This window comes from Veillonella tobetsuensis, assembly GCF_001078375.1.
Lineage (GTDB): Bacteria > Bacillota > Negativicutes > Veillonellales > Veillonellaceae > Veillonella > Veillonella tobetsuensis.
The window spans coordinates 272,926-292,710 of sequence record NZ_BBXI01000009.1; the positions used below are offsets into that span (position 1 = coordinate 272,926).

Genomic DNA, 19,785 nt, shown 5'->3' on the forward strand with positions numbered 1-19,785 from the left:
AGAAAAGCCTTGAATTCTTTGACTATTCAAGGCTTTTTCGGTATAATAAGTTAGATATAATAATGTAAGATATCCCGAAGAGGAGTGATTTGTTTGTTCGGCTTTTTACAAAGTCTTATAGGAAATAATAGCGCAAAAGAAGTTAAAAAAATGCGCAAAATTGTAGATCATATTAATGAACTAGAACCTAATTATGTAAAATTAAGCGATGCTAATCTTGTCAGTAAAACAGATGAGTTTAAACGTCGTTTACAAAAGGGAGAAACTTTAGACGACATTTTACCGGAAGCATTTGCCGTATGTCGTGAAGCTTCAAAGCGCGTACTTGGCATGCGTCATTTTGACGTGCAATTACTAGGTGGTATTTGCCTACATAGAGGCAATATCGCAGAAATGCGTACAGGTGAAGGTAAAACTTTGGTGGCTACCTTGGCTGTATACCTTAATGCTTTAACAGGTAAAGGTGTTCACGTTGTAACAGTTAATGACTATTTGGCTACACGCGATAGTGAACAAATGGGTCGCTTGTATAATTTTCTAGGCCTTTCGACAGGTCTCATCGTTGCAAACCTCGATTACAACCAACGTAAACAAGCCTATGGTGCTGATGTAACATATGGTACTAACAATGAATTTGGTTTTGACTATCTTCGCGATAACATGGTTTCCGACGTAGCTCAAATGGTACAACGTCCATTAAATTATGCTATCGTCGATGAAGTGGACTCCATCTTGATTGATGAAGCGAGAACTCCGTTGATTATTTCTGGTCCTGGCAATCGTTCTACTGACAATTACTATAAATTAGCTAAGATAGTGCCTCATCTTGTGAAAGATGAAGACTATACTGTCGATGAAAAACAAAAGACCATTGCACCTACTGACTCAGGTATTGAAAAAGTAGAGAAAATGCTTGGTGTTGAAAACTTGTATGATGCTGAAAATATTGAGTTGAACCATTTGTTGGGCGCATCCTTGCGCGCTCATGCTATGATGCATCGCGATACGGATTATGTAGTAAAAGACGGCGAAGTTGTTATTGTTGACGAATTCACGGGTCGTTTGATGTTCGGTCGTCGTTATTCTGATGGCTTACACCAAGCTATTGAGGCTAAGGAAGGTCTTAAGGTTGAACGTGAAAGCCAAACATTGGCATCTATTACGTTCCAAAACTACTTCCGTATGTATGAAAAGTTGTCTGGTATGACTGGTACAGCGAAAACAGAGGAAAAAGAATTTAACGATATTTATGGATTAGACGTTATTCCAATTCCTCCAAATCGTCCATTGATTCGCGTGGATTTACCAGATCTTATCTTCAAAACTAAGGCGGCTAAATATCGTGCTGTTGTACGCAATGCTGTAGAACGTCACCAAACGGGCCAACCTATTCTGATTGGTACTACATCCATCACTCAATCTGAAGAACTTTCAGATATGTTATTGCGCGCTGGTGTACCACATAAGGTATTGAACGCTAAACATCATGAACAGGAAGCAGAAATCGTAGCAGATGCTGGTCAAATGGGCATGGTTACAATCGCCACAAACATGGCTGGTCGTGGTACAGATATCACTCTTGGTGAAGGTGTTCCAGAACTTGGTGGTTTGGCAATTTTGGGTACTGAACGTCATGAAAGCCGTCGTATTGATAACCAATTACGTGGCCGTTCTGGTCGTCAAGGTGACCCAGGTTCCTCTCAATTCTTCTTATCCTTAGAAGATGATTTAATGCGTATCTTTGGTGCTGATAATATTTCTGGCATTATGGATAAATTAGGTATGGAAGAAGATGAACCAATTGAACATTCCTTAATTACAAAATCTATCGAACGAGCTCAAAAGAAAGTTGAGGATCATAACTATAACATTCGTAAATACATCTTGGAATATGATGATGTTATGAATCAACAACGTGAAGTGTTATATGAACAACGTCGTCGCATTTTAGGAAATGATTCTTTACGAGACACTATCATTGAAATGATTGATAAGCTTGTAACAGAAGCTGTCGATGCGTATGCTGATGAAAAATTGTATCCTGAAGAATGGGATTACGAAGGTTTACATAAACACTTGAGTCAATACTTCTTAACTTCTGAAATTATGTCTACAGAAGAAATGGAAGAATATACGCGTCAAGAATTGGATGAACGCTTGCATGAAATCGCTCATAGCGAATATCAAGATCGTATTGACTTGTTAGGCGATGCGATGTTCAGCCAACTTGAAAAAGCAATTATGCTACGTGTTGTCGATAGTAAATGGATGGAACATTTGGATAATATGGATATGCTTCGTGAAGGGATTGGCCTTCGTGCATATGGACAAAAGAATCCATTGGTGGAATATAAATTTGAAGCCTACGATATGTTCCAACACATGATTGAATCTATTCAAGATGAAACAATCATGGCATTATACAAAATTCGTGCACAATTGATTCAGGAAATTGAAGAACCAGTTGATCACTTAGAAGGTGCACAACCCCATCATGAAGATGTGTTGGAGCCACAAAACATAGATTAACATTTGTGAAATGGCACGTTGCTCAATGGGACTTTTACCTTCTGGGCAACGGCCATTTTTCATTTCAGTAATATAGTAAATTAGTACTATGGTAATGTAGTAGAGACACAAAGGTGGTGACATAAATTGTTAGATGATTTAAAACCAATAATTTCTGGTTTAGAAGAGCGAATTTATGGAATGAGGGATTCACTTTAACATCGCTCAGAAGGAAGATCGAATTTTTACACTTGATGTTCAAATGAGTGATCCTACATTTTGGGATGATCCTGATAAGGCTCGTGAAGTTTCTCAAGAGGCAACGCAATTAAAAAATTCCGTTGAAGGATATAAGCAATTAGTATCAGATATAGAGGATGCTAGCGTCATGTTAGATATGGCGATTGAAGAAGAAGATCTCTCTATGGAAAGTGAAATCAAGCAATTCGTCAATGATATTCAAGAAGCAGTAGAAAAACAAGAGGTGTTGCTTTTACTCGGCGGTGAATACGATACAAATAATGCGATTCTTACCTTCCATGCTGGCGCTGGTGGTACAGAAGCACAAGATTGGTGTTCTATGTTGATTCGTATGTATTTACGTTGGGCAGAGAAAGCAGGCTTTTCTGTAGAACTTATGGATGAACAACCTGGTGACGAAGCGGGTATTAAGAGTGCTACATTCCTTGTTAAAGGGGAATATGCATTTGGTTATATGAAGTCTGAAAAAGGTGTACATCGCTTAGTGCGTATTTCACCATTTGATGCTGCTGCACGTCGTCATACATCCTTTGCAGCTGTCGATGTTATGCCGGAAATTGATGATACTGTGGAAATTAACATCGACATGAAAGATGTTCAAGTTGATACGTATCGCGCTAGTGGTGCCGGTGGTCAGCATATTAATAAAACAGATTCAGCAGTTCGTATGACTCATAAACCGACAGGCATTGTTGTGCAGTGTCAATCACAGCGTTCTCAAATGCAAAATAGAGAACAAGCACTTCGTTTATTGCGTGCAAAATTATTTGAGTTAGAGTTAGAAAAGCAAGCTGAGTTAAAGGAACAGATTGGTGGTACGTACCAAGCTATTGAATGGGGCAGTCAAATTAGATCTTATGTATTCCATCCATATAATATGGTTAAAGATCATCGTACATCGGTGGAAACAGGTAATGTTCAAACCGTTATGGATGGTAATTTAGACCAATTTATTGAAGGCTATTTAAAGAAAGAAGCTAATTTAACTGTATAGGTGCAATTATGAAGAAATTTTTACTATTCATAGTCTTTCTTATTGTTGTTTGTGCTGTAGGGGCTCAATTTGTAGTACCTAAATATATGGAATCTATCGTTGAAAGTGAAATCAATAAATCACTACAACCATCGAGTCAAACCGTTGTTATTGAATCTACACCTGCTTTTAAATTAGTGTATGGTCAGGCTGATCGCGTTGCGGGAACTTTGGAAAATGTTCAATTAGGAAAATTAAACTTTTCTAGCTTTCGTTATGAAGCTAATAATCTAGTTATCAATCCAGTATCTCTCATTGCATCTCATGAGGTTGACGTATTAAGCCTTGGACCGTCCTATATAGAAGGTGTAGTATTAGAAAATGATTTAAAAACATTTCTCATTCAAAATACGGAAGGGTTGCAAGATGCAAATGTAAGTATTGATAATGAGCGTATTTCTTTAACTGGAACCGTTAATATTATGGGTTCTTTGAAGGGGCAAGCCAGTTTGCAAGGTTCATTACAATTAAAAGATAATGTTTTATCCTTTGCACCAAGTCGCTTTACAGTAAGTGGTTTGACTATTGGTGGTATTACATCTCAACAATTACAACCTATTTCTATTTATGATTTCAATAATTTCCCAATACCAGTGAAAGCTGAATCAGTTACAGTTGAAAAAGGTGAAATTCATATTAAGATTAAACCTGTACTCAATTAGAAAGGAATTATCGTGCATACTGCTAAGAAAACTAAGCACTCATTGGTTCTCATTCTATGTATTATAGTTGGCCTTATCTCTGCACTCTATTTAGTAGTGGAGCGCAATACGATTGAAAAGGCGCAGAACCATATTGAAAATATTATAGATTATGATGCTGTTCTTCGTGCTAATGCCTTTGAAAAGCGTAGTCAAAAAGAAGCTTTTGATGCACTAAAAGAGGCAGGTGTAACTGCTTTTGCTATTTATGATAGAACCTTGGAGAAAGCAAATGATGCTGGTGAAATTAAACTACTTTCATCACAAGATATGTCAAATGTCCGCATCAATGGCAGTTCTATTAAACCAGGCGCTACTTATGTTGCCCTTATTACTGGTAAAGAAGGGTATTATAAGGAAATTCGAGAGGATTTATATCATCGTATTAGTAAAGAGAAGGTAAAAGAGCTTAATACTAGTATTGGACCTGTATTAGAATTACAAGGTGCTACCGCTGATAGTTATGCGAAAATGAATTTAGGCGTTTCTAGAATTCAAGCTATGGAAGTTGCCAATCGTGGCTTTAATGTCATCATTCGTCCTACAAATTATAGGAATGTAACACCAGAAGATATTAAATATGTGTTTAATCGATTAGAAGGGGTCCCTCATGTAACGGGCATTATTTTTGCTGGTAAAGAGGCACTAGGTGCTCCTAATCATATCGATGAAACCTTAGAGGCTATGAATACGCTTCACATTCCATTGGTAGGTATAGAAGCTGTTAATCAATTGCAATACGAACCTCAACTTGGTTTCTTAGAAATGGCGGAAAAGAAAAATTATAGCGTAGGTCGTGTTTATACTATCGCTAAAGAGGAATTAAAGAAAATTACTCCTGAAGAAGCAGCACAACGTTTCTATATTAGTGATATTGAACGTAATATTCGCTATAATTTATTCCCAATTTATGAAGTTGGTCAAAATAATGAGACTGTATTACAAACAACTATCAATTATATCCAAAGTGCTAATGATAAATTGAGCGCTAAAGGTTATAAATTTGGGGCTGCTGATATTTATCCAGCATATACACAAAACCCTTTATTAGTTGTTCTAACTATGATCGGTAGTATTGCATTATTTGTGTATGTAGGACAAATGTTTATTTCTATGTCACAGCATAAGCAATTAGTTTTGTTCTTCGCACTATCCTTGCTTTCTATTGTTGCATTTATCGTAACTAGTGGTACTCTACTAGTACAAATTTGGGCTTTATCTGCTGCTGTTATGGCACCGGTAGGTGCTATGGTTATGCTCATGGAGGAATGGCGTAGATCAGGTGGCACACGTCCTGTTGGCCCATGGAAATCTACTATATTCGCAGTATTTTATCTAATTGTAGCAGCATTGTTTGCAGCTATTGGTGGCATGTATATTTCAGCATTATTGGGAAATACAAAATTCTTTATGGAGTTTGCTATTTTTAGAGGTGTTAAGCTTACCTTTGTGTTGCCAATTATCCTTGTTATGATTGCATATCTACAACGTTTTCCATTATGGAAAGGCCGCATGATAAATACTAGAGCAGAGGCTAAGAAATTTATTCGTGAATTTTTAACAATGGATGTGAAAATCTATGTATTCTTTGTTGCGGCAGCTTTAGGTGCAGTAGGCTGGGTATTTGTAGGCCGTAGTGGACATACTGCTGGTGTTCCAGTACCAACTTTTGAACTTGTATTGCGCAGATTTTTAGAAAATACATTATATGCTAGACCACGGGAAAAAGAGTTTATCATTGGGCATCCATTATTGATGTTAGCTACATTCGCTTTCTTACGTAAATGGCCTATGGTAATACATTTTGTATTGACCTTAGCAGGAGTTATTGGTATTGCATCTATGGTAGAAACATTCTGTCATATTAGAACACCTGTATTCATGTCCATCATGCGTGGTTACGATGGTTTATTACTCGGTTGTGCGCTTGGGGTTGCACTTATTCTCGCAGTTCGTTTAGTAATCTATATCTCACAATGGGCAATGCGTCGGGAGGACTGTCATGAGTAATATTGTTATTTCCGGTTACTATGGCTTTGGTAATGCTGGTGATGAAGCGATGCTTTGTGCCATTATCGATGCCATTCGTGATGTAGAAGGTGATGCACATATTACGGTTATATCAGGTAATCCTCAAGAAACTAGTAGAAAGCATAATATTAAGGCAGTTGGAACATTTGCTGCCTTTGGTATATTTAATGCCATAAGTAATGCAGATCTTGTTATTAGTGGTGGTGGCAGTTTATTACAAGATGCTACCAGCATACGGAATACATATTACTATTTAAGCATTATGGGGCTTGCAAAATTACTGGGAAAACCAGTTATGCTGTATTCTCAAGGCATTGGTCCTTTGTATCGAAATTCTACAAAACGTGCAGTTCGATTCATGTTACAATATGTGGATGGTATTACCGTCCGTGATACCATCTCTAAAGATGAGTTATTTGCTTTAGGCATTAAAAATGTTGAGGTGACAGCGGATGCTGTATTAGCAATGCATAAAGCTGATTTATCAATAGGTGCGAATATTTTAACTAAATATAACTGTGCTTCTTCTGAAAGTGGGCTAAAACGAATTGGTATTGCAGTTCGCCGCTGGAAGGACGATACGGCTTATAGACAAAGTTTAGCCGATGTATTGAGTCGTCTCAGCATAGATCAAAATGCGGAAATCATCTTTGTTCCTATGTCACATCCAGATGATACAAAGGAAGCAAAAGCTATTGCATCGTTAATGACGGTTAAACCGATTGTGTTAGAAGGACCTTTTACAACGGAGGAGCAGCTTTCATTATCAGGTAATGTGGATTTGATGATTGGCATTCGACTACATGCACTAGTATTTAGTTCATTAATGGGAAAACCTGTTATTGGTATTTCTTATGATCCTAAAATTACAAGTTTTTTACATATGATTGAACAGGAACCAATAGGGACCATGACGGAGCTACATCCAGAGGTACTGTATGACCGCTGTATAGAGTTATTAAATTCTACTGAATCATATCAACATTCCTTTGATCGTATCCAAACATTGCGCAAGGTATCAAAACGCAATGCTGAATTTGCTATTTCCCTTTTAGAAGAGTGTTAACTATAAATTGGATATATCCAGAAAGTGAGGTCTTTATGACTACATTGAGTCAAGATCAAAAACAATTAGTACAAGAGAAGGCTAAAGCAATTCGCGTTAGCATCGTACAATCCGTAACAGCAGCTAAATCAGGTCATCCTGGTGGTTCTTTATCTATTGCTGATGTTATGTCTCTTTTATATTTTGTTGAAATGAACGTAGACCCAGCTAATCCTAATAAGCAAGATCGAGATCGCTTTGTTCTTTCTAAAGGCCATGCTGCGCCAGCACTCTATGCTACATTAGCAGAAAAAGGATATTTCCCTAAATCCGAATTATTGAATTTGCGTAAAATCAATCATTTCTTACAAGGTCATCCGGATATGAAACATACACCTGGTGTCGATATGTCTACTGGTTCTTTGGGCCAAGGCATCTCCGCTGCTTGTGGTATGGCTTTAGCAGGTAAAGTAGATAATGCTGATTATCGTGTATATTCTATCCTCGGTGATGGAGAACTTGAAGAGGGCCAAGTATGGGAAGCTGCTATGTTTGCCGGTCACTATAAATTAAATAATTTGACAGCTTTTGTAGACTATAATGGCCTACAAATTGATGGTGATATTGAAAAAGTTATGTCCCCATTGCCAATTCCAGATAAATTTAAAGCTTTCAAATGGAATGTAATTGAAGTAAATGGTCACGATATTGATGAATTACATCAAGCAATTCAAGAGGCGAAAGCTTTCACAGAAGGTCCGACATGTATTGTAATGCACACGGTTAAAGGTAAAGGCGTAGCAGAAATGGAAGGTCAAGCTGGTTGGCATGGTAAAGCTCCGAGTGAAGAACAAGGTGTGGCATTCGTAAACGAAATCATGGGGGTACAATAATGGGTAAAGCAACACGTGAAGCGTATGGTAATGCGCTAGCAAAAATTGGTAAAGAAAATTCTAATATTATTGTTCTTGATGCTGATTTATCAAAATCTACTAAGACGGATACATTTAAGAAAGAGTGTCCAGAACGTTTCTTTAATGTAGGTATTGCTGAACAAAATCTAATCTCTGTAGGTGCCGGTTTAGCTGCAGCAGGTAAGATTCCATTTGTATCTTCATTTGCTATGTTTGCAACTGGTCGTGCATTTGAACAAATCCGTAATGCTGTATGCTATCCAAAGCTTAATGTGAAGGTTTGTGCTACTCATGCAGGAATCACTGTAGGTGAAGATGGTGCAACTCATCAAAGTTTAGAAGATATTGCATGTATGCGTGTTTTACCAAACATGACTGTTATCGTACCAGCCGATGAAAAAGAAACAGAATCTGTCATTCAATGGGCAGCTGATTATAATGGTCCAGTTTATGTACGTCTCGGTCGTGCTGGTGTTGATGATGTAACTGCAGATGACTACACATTTGTACCAGGTAAATCTAATCAATTAAAAGATGGTTCCGATGTTACTATCATTGCTTGTGGCGCCTTAGTAGGCCCTGCAGTTGAGGCAGCTAAACAACTAGAAGGTGAACAAATTTCTGCTCGCGTTATTAATATGGCATCTATTAAGCCTATCGATAGTGAAGCTATTATTAAAGCTGCAAAAGAAACGGGTGCTATTGTAACAGCAGAAGAACATAATGTTTTAGGTGGTTTAGGCTCTGCTGTATCTGAAGTTGTTGTTGCTAATAAGCCAGTACCGATGGAATTCGTTGGTGTCCAAGATACATTTGGGGAGAGTGGTACACCAAAAGAATTGATGGAAAAATATGGTTTAACAGCTAATGATATTGTAATGGCAGCTAAAAAAGTGGTGACACGTAAATAAAAGGGGAACCGATGATAGAATTTAAGAATGTTAGTAAAGTGTATGACAATGGATCTACCGCACTTGATAATGTGTGTCTCACCATTAATGATGGTGAATTTGTATTGATTTGTGGTCATAGTGGGGCTGGTAAATCTACATTATTTAAACTATTGACTCATGAGGTTATGCCTGATTCTGGTACCGTTATAGTTGATGAGTTCGATGTTACGAATATGAAACGTAGTAAGATACCAAAGTTACGTCGGAAATTAGGCGTAGTATTCCAAGATTTTCGCCTATTACCTAATAAGAGCGTAGCTGAAAATATCGCATTTGCTTTAGAGGTTATCGAGGAGAAACCACAGGTAATTAAAGAAAAAGTGGCGCATGTACTTGAGCTTGTTGGTTTGTCTGATAAGGCAAATGATTTGCCAGAGGATTTGTCTGGTGGTGAACAGCAACGTGTCGCTGTGGCTCGAGCTATCGTCAATCGTCCAACAGTACTCATTGCTGACGAACCAACAGGAAACTTGGATCCTAATACAAGTAAAGATATTGTTGATTTGTTTAAGCACATTAATAATTTTGGCACTACCGTTATTATGGTTACACATAATATGGATATTGTTACCTATTTAAATAAGCGAGTTATCGAATTAAAAGATGGTCGTGTTCTTAGTGATAATATGAGGGGTGCAGAGTTTAATGAAGCCTAGAACAATGAAATATTTCTTTAAAGAAGCACTAAAGTCTATGAGACGCAATGGTCTCATGACATTGGCTTCTATTTCCACAGTAGCCTTATCCTTATTTATGCTTGGTGTATTCCTTTGTGGTGTAATCAATTTAAATAACATGGCAGCTAGTTTGGAAAATCAAGTACAACTAAGTGTGTATTTAAAGGATGGCCTTACTACTGACCAAATTATGGCGGTTGGTAGACAAGTAAAAGCAATTCCGAATCTAAAACATTTGGAATTTGTAAACAAAGAACAAGCCATGAAGGAGTTTAAAGAACGATTAGGTGATCAACAACAATTGGTTAATGCTTTGGGGGGGATAAATCCCTTGCCAAACTCTTATGTTCTTACCTTCGAGAATCCAGAAGATGTTAAAGCAACAGCTAAGCTTGTATCAACATTCCAAGGTGTTGAAAGTACACATTATGGACAAGATATTATAGAAGAGTTGTTCCGCGTTACACAAATTATTCGTATTGGTGGTATCGTCCTCATCGGATTCTTAGCTGCAGCGACATTGTTTATTATATCTAATACAATTCGATTAACCGTATTTGCTCGTCGTAAAGAAATTGCGATTATGAAATATGTAGGTGCTACGAACTGGTTTATTCGTTGGCCATTTGTTATTGAAGGTATGTTGTTAGGCTTAACAGGCGCTATTATTGCAGTGTTGTGTGTAGGAGAGTTTTATCATTTCATAACTATGGAAGTATCTGATTCTCTTGCATTCTTCCCATTAGTACCTATGTTCCCATTCTTTTATCAATTGGTCGGTTGTTTAATCGGCGGTGGTATCATTGTGGGCATTATAGGTAGTACCATTTCGTTAAAACAATACATGAAAGTATAGTAGAGGGCTTATGAGACAGTATACATTAAAAACTCGTCTCGTAGCGGCCCTTCTTACGGGAGTGGTATTGTGCGGGACACCAGCCTTTATTATGGCTGAAGATGAGGATTTAACGAATCAGTTAGATTCAATTCAACAACAAGTGAATCAACAAAATGCTATAAAGTCTGATGCAGAAACTGTAATCGGTAGTGTATCTGAACAATTACGTCAAATAGAGGGGCAATTGCGACAAGCTACTACAGAGTTAAATACTATTACAGAACAACGGGTAGCTGTAGAAAATGATATTACTCTAAATGAACGTCAGTTGGCAGAAGCACAAAAGCGCTTAGAAGGTCGTGAAGCCGTATTTTATAAACGGGTGCGTGATATTTATATCAACGGCCGTCTTAGTTATTTAGATGTAGTTATTGGATCTAAAGATTTTAGTGATTTTGCAAATCGCTTAGAAGTATTAAAAAGAATTATTGATTCCGATATTAACTTGATAAGTGAAATCAAGAAAGAACGCGCTCAAATTGAAGCGCATAAGAAAAAGCTTGAAGAAGATCGAGCCAAGTTAGTGGAATTAGAAAAAGCGGCTCTTGCAAAACAAGCTGAGATAGAACAGAAAAAAGCAGAACGCAATGTTGTTCTTCAAAAAGCACAAAATGATAGAGCTGTTGCAATGCAAGCTATTGAAGAACTAAATGCTTCATCAGCACAAATTAGTGCTATGTTAAAAGAACGACAAGCGGCTCGTGCCGCTGCAGCAGCTGCGGCTGCTCAATCAGCAGGACAGGGTTCATCTTATACTTGGGTTCAAGGTACAGGCCAATTAGGATGGCCAGTTAGTGGTGAAATTACTTCACCATATGGATATCGCGTTCACCCAATTTGGGGAACCACAATTTATCATTCCGGTATTGATATTGGTGTCGATGAAGGCACTCCTGTTCATGCCGCTGATAGTGGTGTTATTGTTTGGTCCGGCTGGATGGGCGGATATGGCTATGCTGTTGTTATTGATCATGGCAATGGTTTATCTACATTGTATGGCCATAATTCTGAATTGGCAGTGGATGAAGGCCAGTCTGTTTCTAAAGGGCAAGTAGTAGCGTATGCTGGTAGTACAGGTAATAGTACAGGGCCACATGTTCATTTTGAAGTACGTGAAAATGGGGATCCTGTAGATCCTATGGGTTATTTATAGAATGAATAGTAATATTAAAAGACTATGTTTACAACTAATTAAATATATAGTGGCATCAATTGTTATGATGTGGCTTGTATTTTGGTACATATCCGGATCGCCATATGGTTTACCTCGTTTTGTGGTTACCTATTATGTGGCAACACAAAAGTTTATGACACCAATCAGCAAGGCTACACTTTTTGATGGGATGTTAAAAGGTCTTATTGCATCTTTAGGAGAACCACATTCTGTCTATTTAGACGCAGAAGATTTAGAAACCATGAAAGAGCATACTTCTGGTACTTATGCTGGTGTTGGCATGGTACTTGGTCATGGCCCTAAAGGTCTAGAGGCCGTGTCTGTTATTGATGATCAACCAGCTTACAAGGCCGGTATTAAAAGTGGAGATCATATTGTATCTATAGATGGTGTAGATACAAGTTCTATGACTATTGAAGAATCAGCAACTAAAATTCGTGGCGATGCTGGAACAGATGTAACAATTGTGGTCGAACGCGACAATCAGTTGTTGACATATACTGTTACAAGAGAAGAAATTGTGTTACCTACAGTAAAAAGTAAAATGTTGACAGAGCATATTGGATATATTCGGATTAGTCAGTTTGCTGAACACACAGCAGATGATTTCAAAACACAATATGATCAGTTACGCTCTGAAGGTATGACTTCACTTGTACTTGACTTACGAGATAACCCTGGTGGATTATTAAATAGTGCTCAGGATATAGCTAGTATTATTATGCCAGAAGGTACATTGGTATCCTTTACAACACGAGATAATGAAAAGCGCAACTATGTATCAGAAGGTAAGAATCCTGCATTGCCTATGGTAGTTCTTATTAATAAAGGGTCTGCTAGTGCTTCTGAGATTATTGCCGGTGCTATTCAAGACAGAAAACTTGGTACTATATTAGGTACAAATAGTTATGGTAAAGGTACAGTTCAAAGTGTATATCCAAATTTTGAACAAGAAGGTATTAAGATTACGATTGCTAAATACCATACGCCAAATGATCGTGTTATTGATGGCACAGGTATTCAACCAGATGTTGTATTAGAATTACCAAAGGGAACTTCTCCATCTGGTAATATTACAGATATTCAAATTCAAAAGGCAATAGAACTTTTAAAATAGTTTTGCAGAAAAGGATGTAATTATGTTTATAGATCGCGCTCGTGTATTTGTAAAAGCGGGTGATGGCGGAGATGGCATGTCCAGTTTCCGTCGTGAAAAATATGTTCCTAATGGCGGACCTAGCGGCGGCGATGGCGGCCAAGGGGCAGATGTAATTTTAAAAGCGGATAAAAATATCAACACCCTTGTTGATTTCCGTTATAAACGTCAGTTTAAAGCTCCAAAGGGTGGCAATGGTGAAAGTGCCAATAAACATGGTCGAGGTGCAGATGATTTAATTATCCCTGTACCATTAGGTACTGTTGTTAAGGATGAGGAATCTGGTAAAGTATTCTGTGATTTAGTACATGATGGAGATACATTTGTCATTGCTAAGGGCGGCCGTGGCGGTCGTGGTAATGCACGATTCCTTTCTAGCTCTAATCGTGCACCTACATTTGCTGAAAAAGGTGAACCAGGTGAAGAGCATTGGCTGCAATTAGAATTGAAAGTGTTAGCTGATGTGGGCTTACTTGGGTATCCAAGCGTTGGTAAATCTAGTATTTTACGCAAGGTATCTAAAGCACAACCAGAAGTAGCAGCGTATCATTTTACTACCTTAACACCAGTATTGGGAGTTGTTACAATCTCTGGTGATCGTAGCTTTGTTTTAGCCGATATTCCTGGTCTTATTGAAGGGGCTAGTGAAGGGGTAGGACTTGGTCATAATTTCTTACGCCATGTGGAACGGACGAATATTTTAATTCATGTTCTCGATGTATCAGGCATGGAAGGCCGTGATCCAAAGGTAGACTTTGATGCTATTAATGAAGAGTTACGTAAGTATTCTGAAAAATTAGCTGGTAAGAAACAGATTGTAGCACTTAATAAAATTGACCTTGTATTTGATGAAGATACTATTCCTAATACGAAAGCGTATTTTGAAGATAAAGGCTATGAAGTATTCTTAATTAATGCTCTAAGTGGTGAAGGTTTGCCAGAACTTATGGAACGAGCATATTACTATGTAGAAAATTATGAGCCTGAAATTGAAGCTACTGATGATATCGTAATGTATGAAGCTAAACCTGATACTGAGTTTGTCATCACCCGTGGCGACGATGCAGCCTTTTATATTACAGGTAAACGTATTGAACGCCTTGTAGCGATGACAAATCTTGATGATGATCAATCTTTACGCCGTTTCCAACGTATTTGGCGTTTTATGGAATTGGATAATAAATTGCGTGAAAAGGGATGTCAAGAAGGCGATGAAGTTGTAATTGGTGATCAACGCTTTACATTCAGAGACTAGGAGTAATAATGACAGGAAAACAAAAACGATATTTACGATCTTTAGCCGCTACTATGCCAGCGGTTGTTCAAATCGGTAAAAATGGCCTTGAAAACAGTGTTATTGATAGTGCTAGAGCGGCATTAATGGCACGTGAACTAATCAAGGTTAAACTGCTTAATAATAGCCCTGAAGATAAAGAAATTTTCCAAGAATTAGCTGATATGCTTGGTGCTGAATTAGTGCAAGTTATCGGATTTAACGGTGTTCTTTATAAAGCTAAAAAAGAACCTAAAATTATATTACCTAAATAATTGTTATAACCTTTTTCCCTTACATAGGAGACGATTTTATGAGAGATGCCATTAAGAATGCTAAACGCATTGTTGTAAAAGTGGGGAGCAGCACATTATGTTACCCAAATGGTCATTTAAATTTAGAACGGATTGAGCATTTAGTCCGTCAATTATCAGATCTTGCTAATCAAGGGAAAGAGGTTATTCTTGTTTCCTCAGGTGCTACTGGTGCAGGTTTGGCTCCACTAGGATTTAAAGAAAAACCAAGAGATCTTGTATTGCGTCAAGCCTCTGCAGCAGTTGGTCAAGGTGTGCTAATTCATATGTATGAACGTATGTTTCGAGAGTATGGTAGAACGGTGGCTCAAATATTATTGACGAAGGAGGATAGTACCTCTCGTCATAGCTATTTGAATTTGCGTAATACTTTGCATGCTTTATTACAACTTCATGTAATTCCAATCATCAATGAAAATGATGTAGTAGCCATTGAGGAATATAAAATAGGTGATAATGATACATTATCTGCTACTGTAGCAGGTATCGTAGAAGCAGATGTATTAATTATTCTATCTGATATAGATGGATTATATACGGCAAATCCTGCCACTAATCCAGAAGCAACCTTAATCCATGAGGTTTCGATGATTACCGATGAAACCTATAAAATTGCAGGTGGTGCTGGATCTAGTATGGGTACTGGTGGTATGTATACAAAAATAAAAGCGGCTCATATGGCAACCAACTCAGGTATTCACATGATTATCACTAGTGGAGAATCGGATAATTCTTTACGCAGAGTTTGTAACGGTGAAGACATAGGTACATTATTTATTGCTAATGATCAAGGTGTTTCTCAAAAACATCACTGGGTTGCGTATGGCAAACGTTTAAGTGGTTCTATTACTATTGATAATGGTTGTGCTAGTGCCGTTTTGGATAAGGGTGCTAGTATTCTTCCAGCGGGTATCATTTCTGTAGATGGCATTTTTGAACCTGGTGATACTGTATCCATTCTGTATGATGGCAAAGAGATTGCTCGTGGTTTAGTAAATTACAGTTCATCAGATTTAGTTAAAATTAAAGGTCATAATACACAGGATATTGCGCGTGTACTAGAAATTAATACAACCTATGATGAAGTCATTCATAGAAATAATCTTGTTATTATTCATTGATGAGGTGCTGCATGATTTCATATGAATCAATCTTTAAAAATATGGGCGAATCTGCTAGAGCAGCATCACTTGTATTACAACAATTGCCAGAGGAGCGCATCAATGATGTATTGCGTGCAATGGCTCAGGCTTTAGTAACACATACAGATCGTATCTTAGAGGCTAATCATAAAGATATGGAGTCTGCCCGTGATGTAGTGCCTGACACGATGCTTGATCGTTTACTTTTGTCAAAAGATCGTATTGAACAAATGGCAGAAGGTGTTCGGCAAGTCAGTTTATTGGCATCTCCTGTGGGCTCTGTTTTAGAAAGTATAAATAGACCAAATGGACTTCATATAGAAAAGAGAGCCGTTCCTTTTGGTGTTATAGGTATTATTTTTGAAGCGCGTCCAAATGTGACTGTAGATGCTGGTGCACTATGTTTTAAAACCGCTAATGCCACTATTTTACGAGGTGGTAAAGAGGCTTTCAATACAAATCAAGTTATTGTTTCCATTATGCAAGATGTACTTGAAGAACATGATTTACCTCGATTGGCTATCCAATTAGTAGAGGTCTTAGATCGTGAAGCTGTAAGTGTATTATTACAACAACGTCGTTATATCGATGTGATTATCCCGCGTGGTGGTGCTGGTTTAATTCAACGTGTTGTACAGGATAGTATGATTCCTGTTATTGAAACAGGAAGTGGTGTTTGCCATACCTATGTTGATGTTGATGCGAATCTTGAGATGGCCCTTGATATAGCTGTAAATGCTAAGGTACAACGTCCTTCAGTTTGTAACTCCATGGAAACACTGCTTGTTCATGAAGGGATTGCAAAAGAATTTTTAGTGGCTTTAGAAAAAAAATTAGCGTCTCATCATGTAACCATTCATGGTACGCCTGAGGTGTTACAAATAATAAAAGGTATAGCTGTTGATGAACATTCTTTTAGCACAGAATATAATGATTTTGATTTAAATGTAGCCATTGTTTCATCTTTGGATGACGCTATTTTACATATTAATCGTTATACAACACATCATTCAGAAGCCATTGTTACAGATGATGTTGCATCTGCACAGCGTTTTATGAATCTTATAGATTGTTCAACTGTATATCATAATGCTTCTACTCGTTTTACAGATGGTTTCGAATTTGGTTTTGGTGCTGAAATTGGCATTAGCACTCAAAAGCTTCATGCTCGTGGTCCAATGGGCTTACAAGCATTAACATCTTATAAATATTTTGTATTTGGTACGGGGCAAATTCGTTCGTGATACGCTTATATTATTTATTGCGAGCTTACTATCGTTATATACAGACTCCAAAAGGTTCTTATGAGTGGGTATCGTATATAAAAGCAATTACATTATTTATCTTGATTTGCATTATAGTCATAAAGGGTGTGGCTTATATATGGTAGAAACAAGGCGCATAGGTATAATGGGAGGAACTTTCAATCCCATTCATTTAGGCCATCTTATGATTTCAGAGGTCGCAAGAGAAACTTTCAAACTAGATAAGGTTATTTTTGTTCCTGCCCGTATTCCTCCTCATAAACATAATGATGTTATTGATGCAAAGCATCGATATGCGATGACCGCTGCCGCAGTAGCAGACAATCCATATTTTGAAATATCTGATGTGGAAATGCGTCGTGAAGGGCCTTCCTATACTATTGATACGATTCATCATTTCAAAAATATATATGGGGACTCTGTTGAGTTTTTCTTTATCGCTGGCACAGATACAATACGAGATTTACCAAATTGGAAATTTATTGATCAATTATTAGATAATTGTCACTTTATTGGTGCCATGCGTCCCGATGGATCTCAAGTTATAGATACTACCTTAGATTTATTAGGGCCTAAAGCTCATGATAAGATTCATTTAATGAATGTACCAGAAATGAAATTATCTGCTACTTATTTACGTGATAGATTACGCCATGGATTAACGGTGCGCTATATGTTGCCTAAATGTGTAGTTCAGTATATTGAGAAATATGATATTTATCGGGAGGAATAATATAAGGTGGATATAAAAGAGATTGAAACCGATTTATCTAATAAATTAAGTAAAAAACGTTTTATTCATACATTAGGTGTAGTGAATTCTGCTATGTATTTAGCCCAAAAGTATGGTGCAAATATTGAGGATGCTCATTTAGCTGCACTTTTACATGATTGTGCTAAAGAAATTCCTCTCTTAGAAATGCGTGATTTAGTTGCAGATTTGCCTTGTGACCAAGATATGCTACATAGTGGTGCCTTGCTACATGGTTTGGCTGGAATGGTTTTGGCTAATACTCAATATGGTGTAACAAATCCAGATATTTTGGAGGCTATACGCGTTCATACTACTGGGAAAGAAAATATGTCAAAGTTAGATAAAATTATATTTCTAGCTGATTATATTGAACCGAATCGTAAATTTCCTGGTGTAAATGATATTCGATTAGCTGCTGAACAGTCTTTAGATGCTGGTGTATTATGTGGTTTTGATATGACTATACGTCATTTAATTGATAGTGGAGATTCAATTTATCCACTCACTATTCTTAGCCGTAATGATCTATTGCGACATATGAAAAAAGGAGGTGCAAATAATGGATGAACTCGAAAAAGCACGTGCCCGTCGACGTAGAAGGCGTCGAGAGAGACAAATGAAGAAATCCAAGGTTCAGTGGGGACGATTAGTGATTGCCGTTGTATTAGCACTATCTGTCATTTGTGGCATAGGTTGGGGCCTGTATAGTGGTGTTAGTTATGTTTATCACCGTATTACTAATACTGATACGGCAGCTACTATTGAGGAATCTAGTGAGCCAAAACATACTGATACAGTCAGTGTAGAGCAAAAGGCTTTAGATAAGCCTGTTTATGTATTGATTGTTGGCAAAGATAAAAATAATCCGAGTCAAGCCGATTCATTATTCCTCATGTCTATTAATATGAATACGAGTACGATGGATATAATCGGTATTCCTAGTAATAGTAAGATTGAAAGTAGAGATCAAAAATCTGTATCCATGTTAAATCAAATGTATGCAGATGGTGGTATTGAACTAACAAAGGCCGTAGTAGAGGATGTATTTCATATCAGTATTCCTTACTATGTTGTTGTTGACGAAACAGCTTTCAGAAAAACCAGTGATGTATTAGGTGATCAACAGTTTTATGTAGAAAAAAATATGGAACATGTTGATGCTGAAACAGGGAATAAGGATATCGACTTGCGTCGAGGCTATCAAAACTTAGATAGTGATAAAGCATTAGCCTATTTGAGATATGCTGATGAACATAATGATAATTTTAGCCGTGTACAACGACAAGAACGTTTCTTAAAACTTTGGGTTGAACGTGAGCAAGATCGATTTTTCCTAACTAAAGCTTGGCATATTTGGCGTTTATGGAGCCATTATGAAAGTAATATTTCCATATGGGATGCCATTAAATTGATGCGTTCCATTAGTCAAACTGAAAAAGATCATATTCATTTTTATATTTTACCTGGTGAAAAAGAGAAAATTGATAATATCGTTTACTGGCATGTGAATCCTACTGAAGCACAGCGTTTAGTAGGTATAACTATGGGAACATTATCACCACAAGATATGAGTCAATTTGTGTCTGCTCCTGTAGCAACTAAGGAAAAGGTTGCTGTTGAATCGGAACAAGGCACAAGAGCTAAACCAAGTGAACCAGGTTCAGAAGCAGAAAAGAAAGAGTAAAA

18 protein-coding genes are annotated in these 19,785 nt (G+C 37.4%); all 18 read left to right on the forward strand.

Annotated features, from left to right (window positions below):
• Positions 1-93 precede the first annotated feature (93 nt).
• The 18 genes from secA (at position 94) to VEI_RS04165 (ending at position 19,783) form a co-directional block, all read left to right on the forward strand.
• Positions 94-2,529, forward strand: a complete 2,436-nt coding sequence (gene secA, locus VEI_RS04080; RefSeq protein ID WP_059362140.1) for a preprotein translocase subunit SecA — start codon at positions 94-96, stop codon at positions 2,527-2,529.
• 126 nt (positions 2,530-2,655) lie between these two features.
• Positions 2,656-3,763 (forward strand): peptide chain release factor 2 gene (prfB, locus tag VEI_RS04085; protein WP_223209322.1). Its coding sequence is split into 2 segments (ribosomal slippage): positions 2,656-2,712 and positions 2,714-3,763, totalling 1,107 coding nucleotides; the frame shifts between segments, so codons are not numbered across the junction.
• An 8-nt stretch (positions 3,764-3,771) separates the two neighbouring features.
• On the forward strand, positions 3,772-4,464 hold the full coding sequence (locus VEI_RS04090) for an LmeA family phospholipid-binding protein (RefSeq protein ID WP_059362145.1): 693 nt from the start codon (positions 3,772-3,774) through the stop codon (positions 4,462-4,464).
• 12 nt (positions 4,465-4,476) lie between these two features.
• A complete protein-coding gene (locus VEI_RS04095; protein WP_059362148.1) occupies positions 4,477-6,513 on the forward strand; it encodes a DUF5693 family protein in 2,037 nt (678 codons plus the stop codon).
• On the forward strand, positions 6,506-7,600 hold the full coding sequence (gene csaB / locus VEI_RS04100; RefSeq protein WP_059362151.1) for a polysaccharide pyruvyl transferase CsaB: 1,095 nt from the start codon (positions 6,506-6,508) through the stop codon (positions 7,598-7,600). Before VEI_RS04095 ends, csaB begins: the two co-directional genes overlap by 8 nt.
• Positions 7,601-7,635: 35 nt before the next feature.
• A complete protein-coding gene (locus VEI_RS04105) occupies positions 7,636-8,472 on the forward strand; it encodes a transketolase (protein ID WP_059362154.1) in 837 nt (278 codons plus the stop codon).
• Positions 8,472-9,404 carry a transketolase family protein gene (locus VEI_RS04110; RefSeq protein WP_059362157.1) on the forward strand — a complete coding sequence of 311 codons (933 nt, stop codon included), beginning with the start codon at positions 8,472-8,474 and terminating at the stop codon, positions 9,402-9,404. The genes VEI_RS04105 and VEI_RS04110 overlap by 1 nt, the downstream gene beginning before the upstream one ends.
• An 11-nt stretch (positions 9,405-9,415) precedes the next feature.
• Positions 9,416-10,102: a cell division ATP-binding protein FtsE gene (ftsE, locus tag VEI_RS04115; RefSeq protein WP_059362160.1), complete on the forward strand. Its 687-nt coding sequence runs from the start codon at positions 9,416-9,418 to the stop codon at positions 10,100-10,102.
• Positions 10,092-10,979 (forward strand): permease-like cell division protein FtsX, encoded by an 888-nt coding sequence (ftsX, locus tag VEI_RS04120; RefSeq protein WP_059362163.1) that lies wholly within the window; start codon positions 10,092-10,094, stop codon positions 10,977-10,979. Before ftsE ends, ftsX begins: the two co-directional genes overlap by 11 nt.
• A gap of 10 nt (positions 10,980-10,989) precedes the next feature.
• Positions 10,990-12,174 carry a murein hydrolase activator EnvC family protein gene (locus VEI_RS04125; protein WP_059362166.1) on the forward strand — a complete coding sequence of 395 codons (1,185 nt, stop codon included), beginning with the start codon at positions 10,990-10,992 and terminating at the stop codon, positions 12,172-12,174.
• Position 12,175: 1 nt separating this feature from the next.
• Complete coding sequence (locus VEI_RS04130; protein ID WP_059362168.1) at positions 12,176-13,312, forward strand: S41 family peptidase; 1,137 nt, start codon at positions 12,176-12,178, stop codon at positions 13,310-13,312.
• A gap of 22 nt (positions 13,313-13,334) precedes the next feature.
• Positions 13,335-14,606, forward strand: a complete 1,272-nt coding sequence (gene obgE / locus VEI_RS04135) for a GTPase ObgE (RefSeq protein ID WP_059362171.1) — start codon at positions 13,335-13,337, stop codon at positions 14,604-14,606.
• An 8-nt stretch (positions 14,607-14,614) separates the two neighbouring features.
• A complete protein-coding gene (gene yhbY, locus VEI_RS04140) occupies positions 14,615-14,899 on the forward strand; it encodes a ribosome assembly RNA-binding protein YhbY (RefSeq protein WP_059362174.1) in 285 nt (94 codons plus the stop codon).
• Between the two features lie 38 nt (positions 14,900-14,937).
• The gene (gene proB, locus VEI_RS04145; protein WP_059362177.1) at positions 14,938-16,059 is read left to right on the forward strand and encodes a glutamate 5-kinase; all 1,122 of its coding nucleotides are present in this window, start codon (positions 14,938-14,940) and stop codon (positions 16,057-16,059) included.
• 11 nt (positions 16,060-16,070) lie between these two features.
• On the forward strand, positions 16,071-17,324 hold the full coding sequence (locus VEI_RS04150; protein ID WP_059362180.1) for a glutamate-5-semialdehyde dehydrogenase: 1,254 nt from the start codon (positions 16,071-16,073) through the stop codon (positions 17,322-17,324).
• Positions 17,325-17,463: 139 nt separating this feature from the next.
• Positions 17,464-18,078: a nicotinate-nucleotide adenylyltransferase gene (gene nadD / locus VEI_RS04155; protein WP_059362601.1), complete on the forward strand. Its 615-nt coding sequence runs from the start codon at positions 17,464-17,466 to the stop codon at positions 18,076-18,078.
• A 6-nt stretch (positions 18,079-18,084) separates the two neighbouring features.
• Complete coding sequence (gene yqeK, locus VEI_RS04160) at positions 18,085-18,666, forward strand: bis(5'-nucleosyl)-tetraphosphatase (symmetrical) YqeK (protein ID WP_059362185.1); 582 nt, start codon at positions 18,085-18,087, stop codon at positions 18,664-18,666.
• A complete protein-coding gene (locus VEI_RS04165; RefSeq protein WP_059362188.1) occupies positions 18,659-19,783 on the forward strand; it encodes an LCP family protein in 1,125 nt (374 codons plus the stop codon). Before yqeK ends, VEI_RS04165 begins: the two co-directional genes overlap by 8 nt.
• Positions 19,784-19,785 lie beyond the last annotated feature (2 nt).